Origin of the sequence: Mesorhizobium sp. WSM1293 (assembly GCF_000513875.1) — a bacterium.
Lineage (GTDB): Bacteria > Pseudomonadota > Alphaproteobacteria > Rhizobiales > Rhizobiaceae > Mesorhizobium > Mesorhizobium ciceri.
The window spans coordinates 215,951-233,330 of record NZ_AZUV01000009.1; the positions used below are offsets into that span (position 1 = coordinate 215,951).

Below are 17,380 nucleotides of genomic sequence, written 5' to 3' on the forward strand. Positions count from 1 at the left end.
AAGGCGGCTTCTAACGCCTTTCCGTGACAAAAAACAGACGATTCTCAGCCCACGCCAGCAAGGGCATGCCGGGGCTAGCGGCTCGGCCGCGGGTCGGCAAGCGCCGCCTGCATCATCTCACGCACCTGGCTTTCCATCAGTTTCGACGTCTCCTTGCGGTTCGAACCCTTGGAAAAGGCGATTGCCTCGCCGAAATGCACCTCGACGTCGAGCGCGCCCTCCGCCAGCAATACCTTGAGATGCGGCATCAAATCCTCATCGCCGATCCATGCGGCAAGCGGGCGATGCCGGCGGCCGAGCGGCACGCCGTGCAGACGCGTATAGGCGATCGCCACCGGCTGGATGAACACCTGTTCCGCCGCGCCTTCCGAAATCGCCATCGAGGCGGCGCCGAACAGCGTGCTCTTGAACGGCAGGACCATATTGCCGTCGCCGGTCGAGCCCTCGGCAAACAGCACCATCGCATCGCCCTTGGCCATGCGGCTGGCAATCTCGCTTGCCTGGTCGCTCGACGAACGCTTGCGCTCGCGCTCGATGAACACGGTACGCTGCAGCTTCGAAAGCATGCCGATCAGCGGCCAGCCTTCCATATCAGCCCTGGCGATGAATTTTACGTCGGCAAAAGAGCCGAGCACCATGATGTCGGTCCAGGAGATGTGATTGGACGCAACCAGCAGCGGGCGCTTGTTGGACAGCGTCCCCTTGACATGGATGCGCATGCCGAGCGCCCTGATGATCAGCCTGTGCCAGATCTTGAGGATGAAGGTTTCCGGCCACCAGCCGGTCTTCATCGACAGTATCTGTAACGGCACGAGGACCAGCGAACCGGCGACAACGAGGCCCAGCGCCAGGAAAATCCTGATTTTCTTGATCATCGCCCCATCCCGGCCGTCTCGCTAGCGAAGATCGCGGCGCATGACAAGCGCGCCGGTCGGTCCGTGTTCGGCCGACCTGTAGTAATTCGGCCGCTTGCCGACCTCGCGGAAGCCCAGCCGGCGATAAAGCGCGATCGCCGCGACATTGGTCTCGTCGACCTCGAGGAACAGCGCTTCGGCGCGCTGCGCGTGCAGTTCGCGCAGCACCGCGTCCATCAATTGCCAGCCCAACCCCTGCCGGCGATGCGATCGCGCCACCGCGACGGTCAGGATCTCGCCCTCGCCTGCCGCAAGCCGCGCCAGCACGAAGCCGACGGGCGGCTTGGAGCCCTGTCCGGTTTCGCGCGCGGCATAGCCGAACACAGTGTCCTGTTCGAGCAGGGCCGCGAATTCGCCATCGGTCCAGGGGCGGACAAAGTCCTCGCGGTGCAGCAGCGAGACCGCCGGACTGTCGGCGATCCTCAGCGGCTCGAGCGCATAGTCCCGGCGGCGTGGTTGGAGAAAAGGTATGCGCATCTAATTTTTGTTTTCTTGTTTGACCATGATCTCTGGACAAACGGGAACCGTTGTCCGTGAAAACCGGCTTCCACTTTTCGGGATCATGGTCTGATCCTTGAAAGAATGAACCCGGCCTGCGGCTTGGCGTCGGCGCCGCGCAGATAGAGTGGTTTCGGCCGTTCGCCCGCGCCCTTGGCGGCAGCCAGGCGGGCGTAGGTGACAATGTCGGCGGTGGCCGTCCGAGGGCCGACATCGAATTCGCGCCCGGCCGATGCGCTGATGAGCGCTGCAGCGGTGCCGGCAAGCACCGGAGACGTTTCCATCGCCATTGCCACCACGTCGGCCAGCGTGGCCACGGCCGGACCGTAAGTCAAGACTAACCTTTCGTCGTAAAAGGCCGCGTGGATCTCCTCACGGCCGGCATCCAGCGCCGCCAGCACGGTGCGACCGGGAAATGCCGTCGCTGCTTCGGCAGCCAGCGCCTCCAGTGTCGTCACTCCGATTGCCGGTATCTTCAGCGCCAGCGCCAGGCCACGCGCGGTCGAGACGCCGACCCGCAGACCGGTGAAGGAACCGGGGCCGACAGACACGGCAATGGCGCCAAGACCTGCATAGTCGGTTGCGCCTGCCTCCAGCGCTTCGGCGATGACCGCCATCAGCTGCTCGGCATGGCCCTTGCCGAGATCGAGCACCGAGCGGCCGAGCTCCCGCTTCGCCGTCGCGTCATAGACGCTAGCGGCGCAGAGGTTGGCGGCACAGTCGATGGCAAGCAATTTCATGAAGCAACCGGTTCGAAAACAATTCCCTGTGCCCGCCACGGCCCGCCACCGCAAGGGGATAGTGCATAATTCGTTAAGCGGCTTCGCTTGTGGCCTATGCGGCCTGCTCGATGCGCAGCATGTGGTTGTCCCAGACATAGTCCGGTTCGGAGCGTGTCGCACCACTGCCCTCGACGATCTCGCCAGCGCCGGTGGTGGCCATGAAGCCGGTTCCGTCAGGTGCCACGCCGCAGACCTCGACCAGCGCGCTGTTCGCGACGACCCGGCCGCTGGCCGAATCGAGCACGACAAGCGAGTTGCCTTCCGGCGAGGAGACCGCGACCGTGCCGGCAGCTGGATTGGCGGCGACCGAGCCTATGTAGTTGCGGAAGCCGGACAAAACGTCCTGCGGCATGTCGAGCAGTTGCAGATCCTTGCCGCGCGTGGCGCGACCGACCAGCAACGGACGATCGGTGCCCGGCCCCCGGTACTGGCAGCCGAACCAGACGGTTCCGGATGGATCTGTGTCCATGTGGCGGATAGACAGCTGATGCAGTGCGGCCGGCAATTCGTGCTTCTCGATAAGGTCGCCGGTGGCGCGGTCTATCAGCACGTAGGACGGCTTCATGGTCGCAATGTTGAGCTCGGCGCGGCCGTAATCCGGATGGGTCTCGATGCCGCCATTTGCTACCGCAATCGTCCTGCCATCGCCCAGGAGCAGAAGCTCGTGCGGACCCATTCCATAGGTCGGGAACTCGCCGACACGGCTGAATTTCGCCCGCGCATCGTAGACGCCGACGACGCCGGCGGCGTTGTCGAAGTCGTTTTCGGTGGCATAGAGCAGCGCACCGTCGGCCGAAAACACGCCATGGCCGAAGAAATGCCGGCCGGCGGTGCTGGCGATGGTCAGCGGCGCATCACGGCCCGAATGGTCGAAAACCACGGCGAAGGTGCCGGGCTGGCGCGCGAAGACCACCGAGCGTTTCGATATGGGATCGAAGGTGACATCGTGGCCGCGATCGGGCAGATCGATCGCATGCAGGACTTTGCCGGCCTCGGACAGGACGGCAGCGCCAAAGCTGCCGTCGCGTTTGACGAAAGCGGTGGCGAAGACGGCGTCGGCCGAAAGCGTCGTTGCCCAGGCCGATGGCGCCATCGCGGCCATGAAGCCAACGCCTGCAGCTCTCAGGAAATCGCGGCGATCTATCAGCGGGGTTTTCAATTCAGTCCCCATCCAGCGAGGAGAAGCCTGCGGTCAGGCCGAATTCAGCGGTCAACCTGGTCCCGATCAGGGTCGACAGGCTGGAGGTGATCAGCGCGAAATGCTCGAGCTTGTCGCGCAATGCCGGATCGGCAAGCGCCTTGTCGATTGGACCGCTGACGGCCTTGGCGGTGGCGACACCGTTGACCAACTGGATGTGGATCGATTCGGCCATCCAGCGCGCATCGGCCGGCAGGGCGTCGCCAAGTTTCGAGGCCTGGAACAGCGTATCGATGCCGGAGAGATTGCCGGCCAGTGACGCGGTGGTGTTTTGCGAGCGCCAATAGATCGCTTGTTTCGGCTTGTCCGCGTCCGGCTTGCCGCCGAAAAACCCTTTCAGGCGCACGTCGCGCACCATTTCCAGCTCATTGATGAAGACGCCGACCAGTTCCGTCACCGCTTCGTTGCCGTCGCGGTAGAGCGCATTCTGCGGCCCCGGATTGGCCCAAATCGCTGCAAAGCCGTCCGGTTTGTTCCAGGCGGCGCTGACCTCGCCGGCCATGGTTTCGATGTTGCCGGCAACAGCAGTGCCATAGGCGCAGCGGTAGGGATCATCCTTGCCGGCCAGTGCATCGGCGCCGTCGCCGTAAAGTACGAACTCCAGCGCGCCCAGCCCCTGCATGGCGACGCTCTTGCCGGCCAGCTGTGCCGGATCTGTGGCGGTTGGATCCTTCGCCGACAGCGCCGCCTGCACCTGCTTCAGGCCAATGCTCTTGCGATCCGGCCAGAACAGCATGCGTTCCAGCCGGTTGTTCTCCTTGATCGGCCCGAAGCCGATGATTTCGGCTGACGACCAGGCATAGACGGTGGCGGAGAATTCGGCGCGTGCGGCATCGAGCTCTCCTTGCGAGGGCGTGACGCACAGCTTGCGCATGGATCCGGTCAAGGCTTCCGCATGCTCGTGCAGGCCGGCATAGGCCGGGCGGACGAAGCCATCGATCGCCCGCTGGATGATGTCGGAGGCTTTGACCGCCGCCGACGCAGGGACAACGCCCAGCAGGGCCAGCGGAAGAGCGAAAAACAATGCAGAACGCTTGAACATCACAGTGACTCCAGGAATTTGAGCAATGCGTCACGCTCGGTCGCGTTAGCGGCGGCAAAACGGTCGCGCGCTTTCTGCGCCTCGCCGCCATGCCACAGGATCGCCTCAGCCAGGCTGCGCGCGCGCCCGTCATGCAGAAAGAAGGAATTGCCGTTGACTGTCTCGGTCAGGCCGATGCCCCACAGCGGCGGCGTGCGCCACTCATTGCCCGTCGCATCGCCCACGGCCTGGCCATCGGCCAGATCAGGCCCCATGTCGTGCAGCAGGAAGTCGGAATAGGGCCAGATCAACTGGAAGGCCTGCGCCTTATTGGGCGTATCGCGGCGCGTGACGAATTTCGGCGTATGGCAGGCAATGCAGCCGATCTCGTAGAATGTCTTTTTGCCCGCGAGCACGTCCGGCCGGTCGAGGTCCCGGCGCGACGGCACGGCCAGGTTCTGCGAATAGAAGGTGACGAGATCCATCACCGGCGGCGGCGCCTCGACCGGGCCAAGACGCTGCTGCACGCCGTTCGGCATGGCGAGGCATTTTGCCTCCGCAGCAGTGCAATCGCCCCAATGCCTCGGCTCTTCGAGCGTCGAGATGCCGATGTCGCCGGCAAAGGCATCCGCCGCCTGCTGGCGGATCGACGCGGTCTGCGCCTTCCAGCCGAAGCGGCCGAGCGTCAGTTCCCCGTTCAGGCTATCGCGCACGATGTTCGGCCTGCCGGAAATGCCGTCGCCGTCCCTGTCGTCCGGATCGGCTTGGGCGAGAATATCAGACGGCGCGATCTGTTCGATCAGGCCCAGGCCGATCATCGGCGGTGTGAGCCGCGGCGACAGCGTGGTGCGCGGGTCAAGCGGCCCGTAGCCAAGGCCGTCAACCGAATAGCTCGGTTTGCGCAAGGAGATCACAGAGCCGTCCGTCAGCTCCACCTTACGTTCCTGGTAATCGATATGCATCCTGCCTTCACCGGGCAGGCCGGGTACGGCGAGCTCCTGCAATTGCCTGCCGTAGACCGGGTCGGGGAAGTTGAGCACCTCATGGTCGGCAAGCGCCGCCTTCTCTTCCACGCTGCTGGCGTCGCGGGCCAGCCGCAGGAACATCGACGTGGTGCCGGGGTCGCCTTGCGGCGGGCGGCCGCGGCCATCCTTCAGATGACAGTTCTGGCAGGCACGTTCGTTGAACAGCGGGCCGAGCCCGTCCGACGCTTGCGTCGAGGATGGCGACGAGACCCAGTTCTTGCGGAAAAGGGCATTGCCGAGCTTGAAGTCGCCCTCTTCCTCGAAGGTGATGTTGGCCGAGGATTGCGAGAAGGAATCGCGGCTGACGTCCTTTCGGGACGTGCCGGCGCCACCTTGCATCAATTCGAACGGCTCTGGCCTGGAAAAATCCGTGGTCGGCCTGGTGACGGCAATGACGCGCGCCTGATCCTTCGCATTGAGGTCGGTGCGCGTGGTGGCGAAGCCGGCCGGCTGAAGATCACCCGCCATCGCCGAAGAGGTAAGCGCCAACACGAGCATGACACAGCGCCGACGCGCCAATCCGGCTGGCGTCTTCTCAGGGGGCGGCGAGCCATTGGCCCGCCGCGAGCGGCGCACGAATTCTAGCAGGCGCCGCATTCCCGCATGCCCTTACTCCGCCTCGTCTGCCGATGCGGCGTTGAGCTGGCCGTATTTCTCCTCGCCAATCGAGGCAAGCAGGTCGAGCTGCGTCTCAAGAAAGTCGATGTGACCCTCCTCGTCGGCCAGCAATTCCTCGAACAGCTTCATCGTCACGTAGTCGCCGGCGTCGTTGCAGATTTCGCGCGAACGCTTGTAGGCGGTACGTGCGTCATATTCTCCGGCAAGGTCGGATTCGAGCACTTCCTTGACGTTCTGCCCGATGCGCAGCGGCGCCACGGACTGCAGGTTCGGATGGCCTTCGAGGAAGATGATGCGGGCGACGAGCTTGTCGGCATGGTGCATCTCCTCGATCGATTCCGCCCGCTCCTTCTTTGCCAGCTTGGCGTATCCCCAGTCCTCAAGCAGACGGAAATGCACCCAGTACTGATTGACGGCGCCAAGCTCCAGAAAAAGGGCCTCGTTAAGCCGCTCGATGATCTGCGGATCGCCTTTCATGAATTCTGCTCCCGTATTGGATGCGCAGGCCTCTGACGCGATCCAGGTGTGAAACGACATCCACGCCGCTCGCCTCCGAGCGAGCGTGGTAGTTTTCGGTGACCCGAATGATCGTTTCCACCACATTTGGGAAGCAGCCGCAACAGCGACCGCGCTTTTGCATTGCATGATAGATTTTCGCCGGCACGATCAACTGCCAGGGATCCTGGTCCAGCAGCCCGACGATCGTCTGCTCGATCTCCTTCTCGGTGATGATGTTGCAATGACAAATCAGCATTGGCTTGCTCGGCTGGCTGACGGCGTCTCCCGCGCCGTGTGGCTTGATCTTCTGGCGGAGGCCGTTGCAAAGCCGGTTGTCCGGCTCCGGGCCAGTCTCCGTCGTTTACCCCTTACTTGAACACCTTGTCCGGCGCGTCGAGGCTGTCGGACCCTTCGAAGGCGATGGTGCTGAGCTTCAGGGAGCCGACGGCGCGCTCAATCGACTTGGTCTGATCGATCAGCGCATCGATCGCCGCCTGGACGGTGGCATTGCCCTCAATGTTGCCCTCGGCGATCTGCTGGTCATAGGCCTCGCCGGCCAGTGCACGCGCCTTGATCGCCTCCATCTTGGCGACCGAAACATCGAGCTTGTCAGACAGTTCCTTGTCGATCGCCGGGTCGGCCGCCTTCACCATATCGGCCACCGAAGGACCCGAAACGATGGTGCCGTCGAGACGCGTGTAGCTCGCATGATAGGCCGCGCGAATGCCGATGGCGTCGTAGAGATGCGAATTGTAGGTGTTGTCGGAGAAGCAATCGTGCTCCTCTTCCGGATCATGCAGCAGTAGGCCGAGCTTCATGCGCTCGCCGGCCAGTTCGCCGTAGGACAGCGAGCCCATGCCGGTGAAGATCGTCGAGATCGCCGTGCTCGGCTCGCCATCGACAAGAGCCTTGCGGGCGGCGCCGTCTTCCTTCCAGTTGCCGACCATCTCCTGAAGATCCGAAACCAGAAGGTCGCTGGCCGATTTCAGATACTCGGCGCGGCGGTCGCAATTACCGCCGGTGCAGTTCTTGAGGTCGTAGTCGGTGTAGGGGCGCTCGCCGGCACCCGGGCCGGTGCCATGCAGGTCCTGGCCCCAGAGCAGGAATTCGATGGCGTGATAGCCGGTGGCGACATTGGCCTCGATGCCGCCGGCTCCCTGCAGCGTGCCGGAGAGGAATTCCGGCGAAAGCTTCGATGCATCGACCTTCTTGCCGTTGATCTCGATCTCCTTGTTGGCGATCACATTGGCCGTGTAGAGCGCGTTCGCGTCCGATTCGGTGCCGTAGCTCTTGGCGACATAGTCGATCAAGCCTTCATCCAGCGGCCAGGAATTCACCTTGCCTTCCCAGTCGTCGACGATCTTGTTGCCGAAGCGGTAGACTTCGGTCTGCTGGTAGGGAACGCGCGATGCCTTCCAGGCGTCACGGGCAGCGTTGAGGGTTTCCACCGATGGCGTGGCGAGCAGCGCGTCGACCGCCTTGTCGAGCGCTTGCGCGGTGGTCAGCGAATCCTCGTATTTCGCGAGCGCGATGTCGGAATAGGTCTTGATGACCGCCTTTACATCTGTTTCCGCCTTTGCCGGCAACACGAATACCGCCGCCGTCAGCAGGGCAGTGGCGCCGATCGCCGCAAGCCTGCTGCCATATCGTGCTGTCATGATCACTCTCCAGTTTCTCGGAAATTCTGTAAACGGCGCGCGCAGCAACCGGCGCCAGGCCATCTGCGGGCCATTGGGCGCAAGAGATGCCGCGCCATCGCGCGGTTCGCGGAAGAAAGACACCAAAATGCCTCCAATCGAAAGGGTTCAAGGCCCAGACATTAAAGGGATGCGCTGACGCGCGAGCTTCCATAAAGCTGCGACACCGTCGGATGTCAATGACAATCCGCAAGAAAAGTCAATCGAAACAACAGTTTAGAATTATTCTAAACTGCGACTGTCAACTTTATGCATTTTCCTGCACCGGTCTTGCCGCTGAACTGTGCGATTGACAGCCGCCATCCCGGATGCGACCCGCAAAAGCTCGCTTGCAGCGGTGCCAGACAATTGCCATCTGGCGGAACATCCTAGGGTAGAATCGGGATTGAGTGCGATGAAGAACGGTGTGGTCATTGTCGGCGCGGGTCATGCGGGCGTGCAAGCGGCCGCAAGTCTGCGCGAGGACGGTTATGACGGGCCGGTGATCCTCGTCGGAGATGAGGACGAACTGCCCTACCACAAGCCGCCGCTGTCGAAGACCTTCATCAAGGATGCCGAGGCCAAGCCACAACCCTTGCGCGGCGAGGCCTTTTACACCGGCAGCGCCATCGACTACCGGCCTGGCGTCAGGATCGATCGCATCGATGCCGGACGCCGCAGTTTGGATATTGCCGGCGGTGGTGCGCTTGCCTTCGACCACCTGATCCTGGCGACAGGCTCGCGCCCGCGCACGCTGCCGCTGCCCGGTGCCGATCTGTCCGGGGTGCTGTCGCTGCGCTCGCTGGCCGATGCGCGGCTGATCCGCGACCTCAGCGCGCAAACCGACGAAGTCGTCATCCTCGGCGGCGGTTTCATCGGGCTGGAGATCGCAGCCACGTTGCGGGCCGCCGGCCGCACGGTGACAGTGGTCGAGGCGGTGGACCGGCTGCTCGGCCGCGCCGTGGCGCCGGTGGTGGCGAGCCACGTCCGGCAACGGCTGGAAGCGACGGGCGTGCGCATCCTCACCGGCACCTCGATCGCCGGGCTCGAAGGCGAAAACGGTCATGTCGTGGCCGCGATCACCTCGTCAGGCGAAAGACTGCCGGCGCGCATGGTCATTGTCGGCATTGGTGCCGTGCCGAATGTCGAACTGGCACAGGAAGCTGGCCTCGGCATCGCCAACGGCATCCGCGTCGATCACCAGATGCGGACTTCGGTGCCGGAGATTCTCGCTATTGGCGATGCTGCCTCTTACCGTCACTGGTTCACCGGCGGCGACGTGCGGCTGGAATCGGTGCAGAATGCCACCGACCAGGCGCGGCTTGCCGCGCGCACGATATCAGGCCATGCCGACGCCTATTCTGCGGTGCCATGGTTCTGGTCCGACATCGGCGACATGAAGCTGCAGATGGTCGGCCTGACCGCCGGCGGCGACAGCCATGTCGTGCTGGGCGACCTGCCCGACAACAAATTCTCGATCTACCACTACGCCGGCGAGCGGCTGCTCGGCATCGAATCGGTCAACCGTCCGGGCGACCATATGCTTGGCCGCAAGATGTTGGGCGCCGGCTTCTCGCCGACGCCGCAGACGGTGGCCGCTGGCCCCGAGGGGCTGAAAGCGGCACTGGCTGCGTTTCAGAACATGGAGCCAGCCAAGGCCAGCGCGTAGAGTTGCCAATTTTTGCCATACGCAATAAAATGTCTGAATGAGCACCATGAATATCTCACTGCCCGACAGCCTGAAGCATTTTGTCGATCAGCAAGTGACGGATCGCGGCTATGGTACGAGCAGCGAGTATGTGCGTGAATTGATCCGCCACGATCAGGATCGTCAACTTCTGCGCGGTTTGCTCCTCGAAGGCGCATCATCCGCGCCGGGCGCTCCCGTAGACGATGACTATTTCGCCGCGCTGCGAAAACGAGCGCAGGGCCAATAAATTAAGTGGCCACAAAGGCAATTACCCCTCGAAACCTCGCTCTGCGGGATATCGAGGACGCCGTTGATTATTATGCACGCGAAGTTGGTTCGCATACGGCGTTGGGCTATGTCGAGGACCTTCAAAATGCCTACAAACTGATAGGCAGCCATCCAGCATCCGGCTCTCTAAGGTATGGCTACGAAATTGGATTGCCTGGTCTGCGGAGTGTGCAACTCAAGCGCTATCCATATCTGATTTTCTATCTTGAGCAGCCCGACCATATTGATGTGTGGCGAGTACTGCATGCCAAGCGGGACATTCCCGCCTGGCTACAGAATCCAAGCTCCTGACGACAGGTTCGCTTTGAGGTAGGTCCTTAGGCGAAGTGGCGCTGCTCTTTCAGGCGGCGCAGACTTCGCGGATCGAGCTTTCCAGAATGTCGAGTGCTTCATTCATGACTTCGTCCTGGATGGTGATCGGCGCCAGGAAGCGGATGACGTTGCCGTAGACGCCGCAGGTCAGCAGGATCAGGCCCTTGTCGAGCGCCTTCAGCCGGATCGCATTGGCGATCTCGGCCGACGGCAGGCCCTTCTTGACGTCGTTGAACTCGACCGCGTTCATGAAGCCGAGGCCTCTGATGTCGACGATCTCGGGCACGTCGTCACGGATCGACTGCAGCCGCTGCTTCAGCCTTGCGCCCAGCGTGTTGGCGCGGTCGCACAGGTTTTCGTCCTCGATGACGTCGAGCACGGCGTGCGCGGCGGCAACGCCGATCGGGCTGCCGCCATAGGTGCCGCCGAGCCCGCCGGGGCCGGGTGCATCCATGATTTCGGCGCGGCCGGTGACCGCCGCCAGCGGGAAACCGCCGGCCAGGCTCTTGGCCATGGTGGTGATGTCGGCGGCCACCTCATGGTGATCCATCGCAAACATCTTGCCGGTGCGGGCAAAGCCGGTCTGCACTTCGTCGGCGATCAGCAGCATGCCGTGCTGGTCGCAAAGCTTGCGCAGCGCAACCAGGAAGTCACGCGGCGCGTCGTAGAAGCCGCCCTCGCCCTGAACCGGCTCGATGATGATGGCGGCGACGCGGGCCGGATCGACATCGGCCTTGAACAGCCGGTCGAGCGCGGCCAGCGAGTCGGCGACCGAGACACCGTGCAGCGGCACAGGGAACGGCGCATGATAGACATCGCCCGGCATGGCGCCGAAGCCGACCTTGTAAGGCACGACCTTGCCGGTCAGTGCCATGCCCATGAAGGTGCGGCCATGGAAGCCGCCGGCAAAGGCGATGACCGCCTGACGGCCGGTGGCATTGCGGGCGATCTTGATGGCGTTCTCTACCGCCTCGGCCCCGGTGGTGACGAAGATCGTCTTCTTCTCGAACTTGCCGGGCAGCATGCCGTTCAGCCGTTCGGCCAGGCGCACATAGCTCTCATAGGGCACCACCTGGTGGCAGGTGTGGGTGAAGCGGTCGAGCTGTGCCTTGACCGCCTCGATCACCCTGGGATGGCGATGCCCGGTGTTGACGACGGCGATGCCCGACGAGAAATCGATATAGCGACGCCCCTCGACATCCCAGATTTCCGAATTTTCAGCCCGGTCGGCATAAATCTGCGTGGTCATGCCGACGCCGCGGGAAATCGATTGGTTCTTGCGTTCGGAAATGGCTGAATTCTTCATCGTATCCCTCACCGGGCCGGCGCCCGTCCTGTTTGATGCCGTTGAGATGTCTTCTGACCTTATTTCACGTTTTCCTCAAGTCGGCACCACCGGCAGGCGATTGGGCCTGCGGTGGGCAGATCCCGGCGCTTAGCCAGTCGGGCGATACACGTACGAGACCGGTTTCCTTTTCCCGGGGATCGACTATCCTCTGGATGGCCGCGAGGCACCGCGATCAGCGAGCGGCCCGCGGCCGGGAGAGCCCATGAGCAGGAACGTGACTTCGCCCGTCTCGCAGCCATCGGTCAAAGCTCCCGGTCTTTTGTCTTTTCCAGCCGCCCCGGCGCTTTTCGCCTGCACGGCGGCGCTGCTTCTGGCCGGCTGTCAGAAGCAGGAAGCGGCGGACAAGAAACTGCAGATCATGGTGCGCACCGAAACGGTGGCGATGGCCGACTATGCGCCAAGGACTTCGCTGACCGGGGTGATCGCGGCGCGTACGCTGAACAATCTGTCGTTCCGGGTCGGCGGTCGCGTCGCCGAACGGTTTGTCGATGTCGGCCAGCATGTCGATCAAGGCACGGTGCTCGCCCGCATCGACCCGCAGGAGCAGGAATCCGACCTGCGCTCGGCGCAGGCCGATCTTGATGCAGCCAAGGCGCAACTGACCCAGTCCGTTGCCGCCTTCGAGCGGCAGAAGACGCTGCTGGCGCAGGGCTTCACCACCAGGCGCGACTATGACGCCGCGGACCAGGCCCTGAAGGTGGCACAAGGCAGCGTCGAAGCCGCGCAGAGCGCTTTCTCCAACGCCCAGCAAAACCTGTCCTTCACCGAGCTCAAGGCCGGTGCCGCCGGCGTGATCACCGCCCGCCAAGTCGAAACCGGCCAAGTGGTGCAAGCCGCGCAAACCGTCTTCACCGTCGCCGAGGACGGCGACCGCGACGCGGTGTTCAACGTGCAGGAGACGCTGATCGCCAAGACACCGGCATCGCCTGCGGTGACGATCACGCTGTTGTCCGGTCCGCAGGTCAGGGCAACGGGCAAGGTCCGCGAAATCTCGCCTGCGGTCGACCCGGCTTCGGGCTCGATCCGGGTCAAGGTCGCCATTCCCGACACGCCCGCCGGCATGCCGCTGGGAGCAGCCGTCATCGGCTCGGTAAGCGCCAAGCCGGCGAAGGCGATCCTGCTGCCTTGGCAGGCGCTGACGTCCAGCGGCGGCAAGCCGGCGGTCTGGATCGTCGATCCCTCGACCAAGGCGGTGACGATGGCGCCGGTCGAAGTGCTGGCGTTCAATTCGGGCACGGTCGTGATCGCCAGGGGGCTGGACGAAGGCCAGAGCGTCGTCACCGCTGGAGGACAGCTGCTCAGCCCTGGACAGACGATCGAGATATCAGGAGCGGGCCAATGAGCCGGGCGCCGCGCGTCCTGCTCGGCGTGCTCATGCTTGGCGCGCTGGCATCCTGCTCCAGGTCGGAGGAAAAGCCGCCCGAGATCATCCGGCCGGTGCTGTCGATGGTGATCGAGCCGCGCACCACGCAAGTCTTCGGTTTTGCCGGATCCGTCGAACCGCAGGTCAGCGCCGATCTGGCCTTCCGTCTGCTTGGCCGGGTCGTCTCGCGCGACGTCCAGGTCGGCGACATCGTCAGCAAGGGCACGACGATAGCGGCACTCGATCCGACCGCGCTGGAGTTGTCGCTCCAGGCGGCCAAGGCGGAACTGTCCAATGCCGAGGCGCAGTTCGCCAACGCCGCCGCCAGCGAGGAACGGCAGCGCCAGTTACTCGCCTCGGCCAACGCCACGCAAGCTGTCTTCGACGCCGCGCAGCAGGCGCGCAAAGCTGCGGAGGCAGGTGTCGAGCGGGCTAAGGCCTCGCTTGCCAAATCGCAGGAACAGCTCGGCTATGCCAGGCTGTTCTCTGATTTCGACGGTGTCGTCACCGCTGTCGGCGCCGAAGTTGGCCAGACGGTCTCGCCCGGCCAGACCGTCGTCACCGTGGCGCGCTCGGACCTGCGCGAGGCGGTGGTCGACATTCCCGACCAATTGACCGGTGATCTCGCGGCCGGCACGCCCTTCCAGGTCATCCTGCAGTCGCTGCCGACGATCCAGACCGGGGCTAAGCTGCGCGAGATCGCACCGCAATCCGAGGGCTCGACCCGCACCCGGCGCGTCAGGCTGACGCTCACGGATCCGCCACAGGCCTTCCGGCTCGGCTCGACGGTGACGGCGACCCGCGTGACCAAGGTGGCACCGACGATCGAACTGCCCATGTCGGCGCTGTTCGAAAAGAACGGTTCCGCGAAAGTGTGGATCGTCGACCCGCAGACATCGAGCGTGAACGCACGCGACATAAAGGTCGCGTCGAAGAATGGCGGCACCTTCACGGTGACAGAGGGGCTGGAGGCCGGCATGCGTGTTGTCACGGCGGGCGTCCACAGCCTGAGCGAAGGCCAGAAGGTGACAGCGCCCGAGGGAGGGGCCTCATGAAAGGCTTCAATCTCTCCGACTGGGCGCTCAACCACCGCTCCATGGTCTGGTATTTCATGCTGGTCTTCGTCGTGGCTGGCGTGTTCTCCTACCTCAATCTCGGCCGTGAAGAAGATCCCAACTTCACCATCAAGACGATGATCATCCAGGCCAACTGGCCGGGCGCCTCGGTCAAGGAAACCGTGCAGCAGGTGACCGACCGCATCGAGAAGAAACTCGAGGAACTCGACAGCCTCGACTACACCAAGTCCGTCACCACGGCCGGCCAGACCGTCATCTTCGTCAACCTGAAGGACACCACCAAGGCACGCGATGTCGTGCCGAACTGGATTCAGGTGCGCAACATGGTCAATGACATCGGGGCGCAGTTTCCGCAGGGTGTGCAGGGACCGTTCTTCAACGACCGCTTCGGCGACGTCTATGGCAACATCTACGCCTTCACATCGGACGGGCTGACGCCGCGCCAGTTGCGCGACTATGTCGAGGATGCCAGAACAAAGATCCTGACCGTGCCCAACGCCGGCAAGGTCGACCTGGTCGGCGCCCAGGACGAAGCGATCTATCTCGAATTCTCAACCCGCCAGATCGCCGCCCTCGGCCTCAACCAGCAAGCGATCGTCGCCAGCCTGCAGGCGCAGAACGCGATCACGCCGTCCGGCGTCATCCAGTCCGGGCCGGAGCGCATCAGCGTGCGTGTCGGCGGGCAGTTCACCTCCGAGGAAAGCCTGCGCGCCATCAATCTGCGCGTCAACGACCGGTTCTTCCGCCTGAGCGACGTGGCGACGATCACACGCGGCTATGTCGATCCGCCGACGGCACTGTTCCGTTTCAACGGCCAGGACGCGATCGGGCTCGCCATCGGCATGAAACCCAACGCCAACCTGCTCGAATTCGGCGAGGCGCTGCACAAGGAGATGGACAAGGTGCTGGCCGACCTGCCGGTCGGTGTCGGCGTGCATCTGGTCGCCGACCAGCCGGTCATCGTCGAGGAGGCCGTCTCGGGCTTTACGCGTGCGCTGTTCGAGGCGGTCGCCATCGTGCTCGCCGTGTCGTTCATCAGTCTCGGCATGCGCGCCGGCTTCGTCGTGGCGCTGTCGATCCCGCTGGTGCTGGCCATCACCTTCACGGTCATGGCCTATCTCGGCATTTCGCTGCAGCGTATTTCCCTGGGTGCGCTGATCATCGCGCTCGGCCTTCTGGTCGACGACGCGATGATCGCGGTCGAGATGATGGTGGCGCGGCTTGAGGTCGGCGACAATCTGCGCAAGGCGGCGACCTATGTCTACACATCGACCGCCTTTCCGATGCTGACCGGTACGCTGGTAACTGTCGCCGGCTTCATCCCGATCGGCCTCAACAACAGCGCCGCCGGCGAATATACCTTCACCCTGTTCGTGGTCATCGCCGTTTCGCTGCTGGTGTCATGGATCGTGGCGGTGCTGTTTGCGCCACTGCTCGGCGTCACCATCCTGCCGGCGACGATGAAAACCAAGCATCACGACCAGCCGGGCCGCTTCACCTCGCTGTTCCGGCGCGTGCTTGTCGGCTCGGTGCGCCATCACTGGCTGACCATCATCGCCACCGTGTTGTTGTTTGCCGGCTCGATCGCCGGCTTCGGCCTGGTGCAGCAGCAGTTCTTCCCGCCATCGGACCGGCCGGAGTTGATCGTCGACTGGAACCTGCCGCAGAATTCTTCGATCGCCGACACGCGCGACCAGATGGAGCGGTTCGAGCAGCGGGCACTGGTCGGCAATCCCGACATCGACCATTTCTCGTCCTATATCGGCCAGGGCGCGGTGCGTTTCGTGCTCGCCTATGACGTGCAGCCGGCCAACCCCTATTTCGGCCAGACCGTCATCGTCACCAAGAGCATCGAGGCCCGCAACCGGGTCAAGCCGGCGCTGGAAAAGCTGCTGCGCGAGGAGTTCGTCGGCACCGACGCCTTCGTCAAGCCGCTCGAACTCGGACCGCCGGTCGGCCGCCCCGTGCAATACCGCGTCGGCGGTCCCGACATCCAGACGGTGCGCGAACTGGCGCAGCAATTCGCCGGTGTCATCTCCGCCAATCCAAAGCTCGCCGCGCCGACCTTCGACTGGAACGAGCCGCAGCGCGTGCTGAGGGTCGACGTGCTGCAGGACAAGGCACGCCAGCTCGGCATCACCTCCTCCGACATCGCCAGCGCGCTGAACAGTACGGTCGGCGGCGCCACCATCACGCAGGTGCGCGACGCCACTTACCTGATCAATGTCGTGGCCCGCTCCCGCGGGGCCGAACGCGGCTCGATCGAGACGTTGCAGAACATGCAGTTGCCGACCAGCACCGGCGAGGCGATCCCGCTCGCGGCGGTCGCCAACTTCCGCTACGATCTGGAGCAACCGACGGTGTGGCGACGCGATCGCATCCCGACCATCACCGTGCGCGCCGGGCTGGTCGGCGACGTGCTGCCGGCCACGGTCGTCAACGAACTGAAGCCATCGGTCGATGCCTTCACCGCCAAGCTGCCGCCGGGCTATTCGATCGCCACCGCCGGCTCGGTCGAGGAGAGTGCCAAAAGTCAGGGACCGATCGCCGCCGTCGTGCCGTTGATGCTGTTCGTCATGGCAACGATCCTGATGGTGCAGTTGCAGAGCTTCCAGCGCCTGTTCCTGGTCGTGGCGGTGGCGCCGCTCGGCCTGATCGGCGTGGTGGCGGCCCTGGTGCCGAGCGGAGCGCCGCTGGGCTTCGTCGCCATCCTCGGCGTGCTGGCGCTGATCGGCATCCTGATCCGCAATTCGGTCATCCTGATCGTGCAGATCGAGGATCTCGTCCGGGAAGGCAAGGACCGCTGGGCCGCTGTCATCGAAGCGACGGAACACAGGATGCGCCCGATCGCGCTGACGGCCGCCGCCGCCAGCCTGGCGCTGATCCCGATCGCACGTGAAGTGTTCTGGGGCCCGATGGCCTATGCCATGATGGGCGGCATCATTGCCGGCACGGCGATTACGTTGCTGTTCCTGCCGGCGCTTTATGTGACGTGGTTCAGGATCAAGGAGCCGAAAGCCCAGGAAGAGCCACCCGTGGAGAGCGGCGAACCGGTGCAAGCCCAGACTTAAGG

At 63.8% G+C, this 17,380-nt stretch carries 16 protein-coding genes; 6 read left to right on the forward strand and 10 right to left on the reverse strand.

Annotation, left to right across the window (positions count from 1 at the left end; all coding sequences use genetic code 11):
* Nucleotides 1-74: 74 nt before the first annotated feature.
* The 9 genes from M729_RS0112755 to M729_RS0112795 form a co-directional block, all read right to left on the reverse strand.
* Nucleotides 75-875, reverse strand: a complete 801-nt coding sequence (locus M729_RS0112755) for a 1-acyl-sn-glycerol-3-phosphate acyltransferase (protein ID WP_027161768.1) — start codon at nucleotides 873-875, stop codon at nucleotides 75-77.
* A 21-nt stretch (nucleotides 876-896) separates the two neighbouring features.
* Entirely contained in the window at nucleotides 897-1,391 is a 495-nt protein-coding gene (rimI, locus tag M729_RS0112760) for a ribosomal protein S18-alanine N-acetyltransferase (RefSeq protein ID WP_024503455.1), read from the reverse strand.
* A gap of 83 nt (nucleotides 1,392-1,474) precedes the next feature.
* Nucleotides 1,475-2,152: a tRNA (adenosine(37)-N6)-threonylcarbamoyltransferase complex dimerization subunit type 1 TsaB gene (tsaB, locus tag M729_RS0112765; RefSeq protein WP_027161769.1), complete on the reverse strand. Its 678-nt coding sequence runs from the start codon at nucleotides 2,150-2,152 to the stop codon at nucleotides 1,475-1,477.
* A 94-nt stretch (nucleotides 2,153-2,246) separates the two neighbouring features.
* Nucleotides 2,247-3,353, reverse strand: a complete 1,107-nt coding sequence (locus M729_RS0112770; RefSeq protein WP_027161770.1) for a DUF1513 domain-containing protein — start codon at nucleotides 3,351-3,353, stop codon at nucleotides 2,247-2,249.
* A 1-nt stretch (nucleotide 3,354) separates the two neighbouring features.
* On the reverse strand, nucleotides 3,355-4,434 hold the full coding sequence (locus M729_RS0112775; RefSeq protein WP_027161771.1) for an imelysin family protein: 1,080 nt from the start codon (nucleotides 4,432-4,434) through the stop codon (nucleotides 3,355-3,357).
* Nucleotides 4,434-6,035, reverse strand: a complete 1,602-nt coding sequence (locus M729_RS0112780) for a di-heme oxidoredictase family protein (RefSeq protein WP_027161772.1) — start codon at nucleotides 6,033-6,035, stop codon at nucleotides 4,434-4,436. The genes M729_RS0112775 and M729_RS0112780 overlap by 1 nt, the downstream gene beginning before the upstream one ends.
* A gap of 12 nt (nucleotides 6,036-6,047) precedes the next feature.
* The gene (gene bfr, locus M729_RS0112785; RefSeq protein ID WP_013527914.1) at nucleotides 6,048-6,533 is read right to left on the reverse strand and encodes a bacterioferritin; all 486 of its coding nucleotides are present in this window, start codon (nucleotides 6,531-6,533) and stop codon (nucleotides 6,048-6,050) included.
* A complete protein-coding gene (locus M729_RS0112790; protein ID WP_013527915.1) occupies nucleotides 6,499-6,810 on the reverse strand; it encodes a (2Fe-2S)-binding protein in 312 nt (103 codons plus the stop codon). Before M729_RS0112790 ends, bfr begins: the two co-directional genes overlap by 35 nt.
* 112 nt (nucleotides 6,811-6,922) lie before the next feature.
* Nucleotides 6,923-8,212, reverse strand: coding sequence for an imelysin family protein (locus M729_RS0112795; RefSeq protein ID WP_013527916.1), 1,290 nt, complete (start codon nucleotides 8,210-8,212; stop codon nucleotides 6,923-6,925).
* Between the two features lie 433 nt (nucleotides 8,213-8,645).
* On the opposite strand from M729_RS0112795, the gene M729_RS0112800 reads away from it, so the two are divergent.
* Genes M729_RS0112800 through M729_RS1000000137105 form a run of 3 tightly spaced genes read left to right on the forward strand, consistent with a single transcriptional unit; the run spans nucleotide 8,646 to nucleotide 10,499 of the window.
* The gene (locus tag M729_RS0112800) at nucleotides 8,646-9,899 is read left to right on the forward strand and encodes an FAD-dependent oxidoreductase (RefSeq protein WP_027161773.1); all 1,254 of its coding nucleotides are present in this window, start codon (nucleotides 8,646-8,648) and stop codon (nucleotides 9,897-9,899) included.
* A 37-nt stretch (nucleotides 9,900-9,936) separates the two neighbouring features.
* Nucleotides 9,937-10,167 carry a type II toxin-antitoxin system ParD family antitoxin gene (locus tag M729_RS0112805; RefSeq protein WP_027061046.1) on the forward strand — a complete coding sequence of 77 codons (231 nt, stop codon included), beginning with the start codon at nucleotides 9,937-9,939 and terminating at the stop codon, nucleotides 10,165-10,167.
* A gap of 5 nt (nucleotides 10,168-10,172) precedes the next feature.
* Entirely contained in the window at nucleotides 10,173-10,499 is a 327-nt protein-coding gene (locus tag M729_RS1000000137105) for a type II toxin-antitoxin system RelE/ParE family toxin (protein ID WP_084652612.1), read from the forward strand.
* Between the two features lie 49 nt (nucleotides 10,500-10,548).
* Here the strand turns inward: M729_RS1000000137105 and M729_RS0112810 are convergent, their stop codons facing one another.
* Nucleotides 10,549-11,826, reverse strand: coding sequence for a 4-aminobutyrate--2-oxoglutarate transaminase (locus M729_RS0112810; protein ID WP_023811424.1), 1,278 nt, complete (start codon nucleotides 11,824-11,826; stop codon nucleotides 10,549-10,551).
* Nucleotides 11,827-12,070: 244 nt separating this feature from the next.
* On the opposite strand from M729_RS0112810, the gene M729_RS0112815 reads away from it, so the two are divergent.
* Genes M729_RS0112815 through M729_RS0112825 form a run of 3 tightly spaced genes read left to right on the forward strand, consistent with a single transcriptional unit; the run spans nucleotide 12,071 to nucleotide 17,378 of the window.
* On the forward strand, nucleotides 12,071-13,210 hold the full coding sequence (locus M729_RS0112815; RefSeq protein WP_027161774.1) for an efflux RND transporter periplasmic adaptor subunit: 1,140 nt from the start codon (nucleotides 12,071-12,073) through the stop codon (nucleotides 13,208-13,210).
* Entirely contained in the window at nucleotides 13,207-14,286 is a 1,080-nt protein-coding gene (locus M729_RS0112820) for an efflux RND transporter periplasmic adaptor subunit (RefSeq protein ID WP_027161775.1), read from the forward strand. The genes M729_RS0112815 and M729_RS0112820 overlap by 4 nt, the downstream gene beginning before the upstream one ends.
* The gene (locus M729_RS0112825; RefSeq protein WP_027161776.1) at nucleotides 14,283-17,378 is read left to right on the forward strand and encodes an efflux RND transporter permease subunit; all 3,096 of its coding nucleotides are present in this window, start codon (nucleotides 14,283-14,285) and stop codon (nucleotides 17,376-17,378) included. Before M729_RS0112820 ends, M729_RS0112825 begins: the two co-directional genes overlap by 4 nt.
* The last annotated feature ends 2 nt before the right edge of the window (nucleotides 17,379-17,380 follow it).

Coding starts and splice junctions, on each gene's coding strand:
- rimI (WP_024503455.1), bottom strand. CDS start 1,391: ATGCGCATACCTTTTCTCCAACCACGCCGCCGGGACTATGCGCTCGAG.
- M729_RS0112780 (WP_027161772.1), bottom strand. CDS start 6,035: ATGCGGCGCCTGCTAGAATTCGTGCGCCGCTCGCGGCGGGCCAATGGC.
- tsaB (WP_027161769.1), bottom strand. CDS start 2,152: ATGAAATTGCTTGCCATCGACTGTGCCGCCAACCTCTGCGCCGCTAGC.
- M729_RS0112820 (WP_027161775.1), top strand. CDS start 13,207: ATGAGCCGGGCGCCGCGCGTCCTGCTCGGCGTGCTCATGCTTGGCGCG.
- bfr (WP_013527914.1), bottom strand. CDS start 6,533: ATGAAAGGCGATCCGCAGATCATCGAGCGGCTTAACGAGGCCCTTTTT.
- M729_RS0112755 (WP_027161768.1), bottom strand. CDS start 875: ATGATCAAGAAAATCAGGATTTTCCTGGCGCTGGGCCTCGTTGTCGCC.
- M729_RS0112825 (WP_027161776.1), top strand. CDS start 14,283: ATGAAAGGCTTCAATCTCTCCGACTGGGCGCTCAACCACCGCTCCATG.
- M729_RS0112800 (WP_027161773.1), top strand. CDS start 8,646: ATGAAGAACGGTGTGGTCATTGTCGGCGCGGGTCATGCGGGCGTGCAA.
- M729_RS0112795 (WP_013527916.1), bottom strand. CDS start 8,212: ATGACAGCACGATATGGCAGCAGGCTTGCGGCGATCGGCGCCACTGCC.
- M729_RS0112810 (WP_023811424.1), bottom strand. CDS start 11,826: ATGAAGAATTCAGCCATTTCCGAACGCAAGAACCAATCGATTTCCCGC.
- M729_RS0112790 (WP_013527915.1), bottom strand. CDS start 6,810: ATGCTGATTTGTCATTGCAACATCATCACCGAGAAGGAGATCGAGCAG.
- M729_RS0112775 (WP_027161771.1), bottom strand. CDS start 4,434: ATGTTCAAGCGTTCTGCATTGTTTTTCGCTCTTCCGCTGGCCCTGCTG.
- M729_RS0112815 (WP_027161774.1), top strand. CDS start 12,071: ATGAGCAGGAACGTGACTTCGCCCGTCTCGCAGCCATCGGTCAAAGCT.
- M729_RS0112805 (WP_027061046.1), top strand. CDS start 9,937: ATGAGCACCATGAATATCTCACTGCCCGACAGCCTGAAGCATTTTGTC.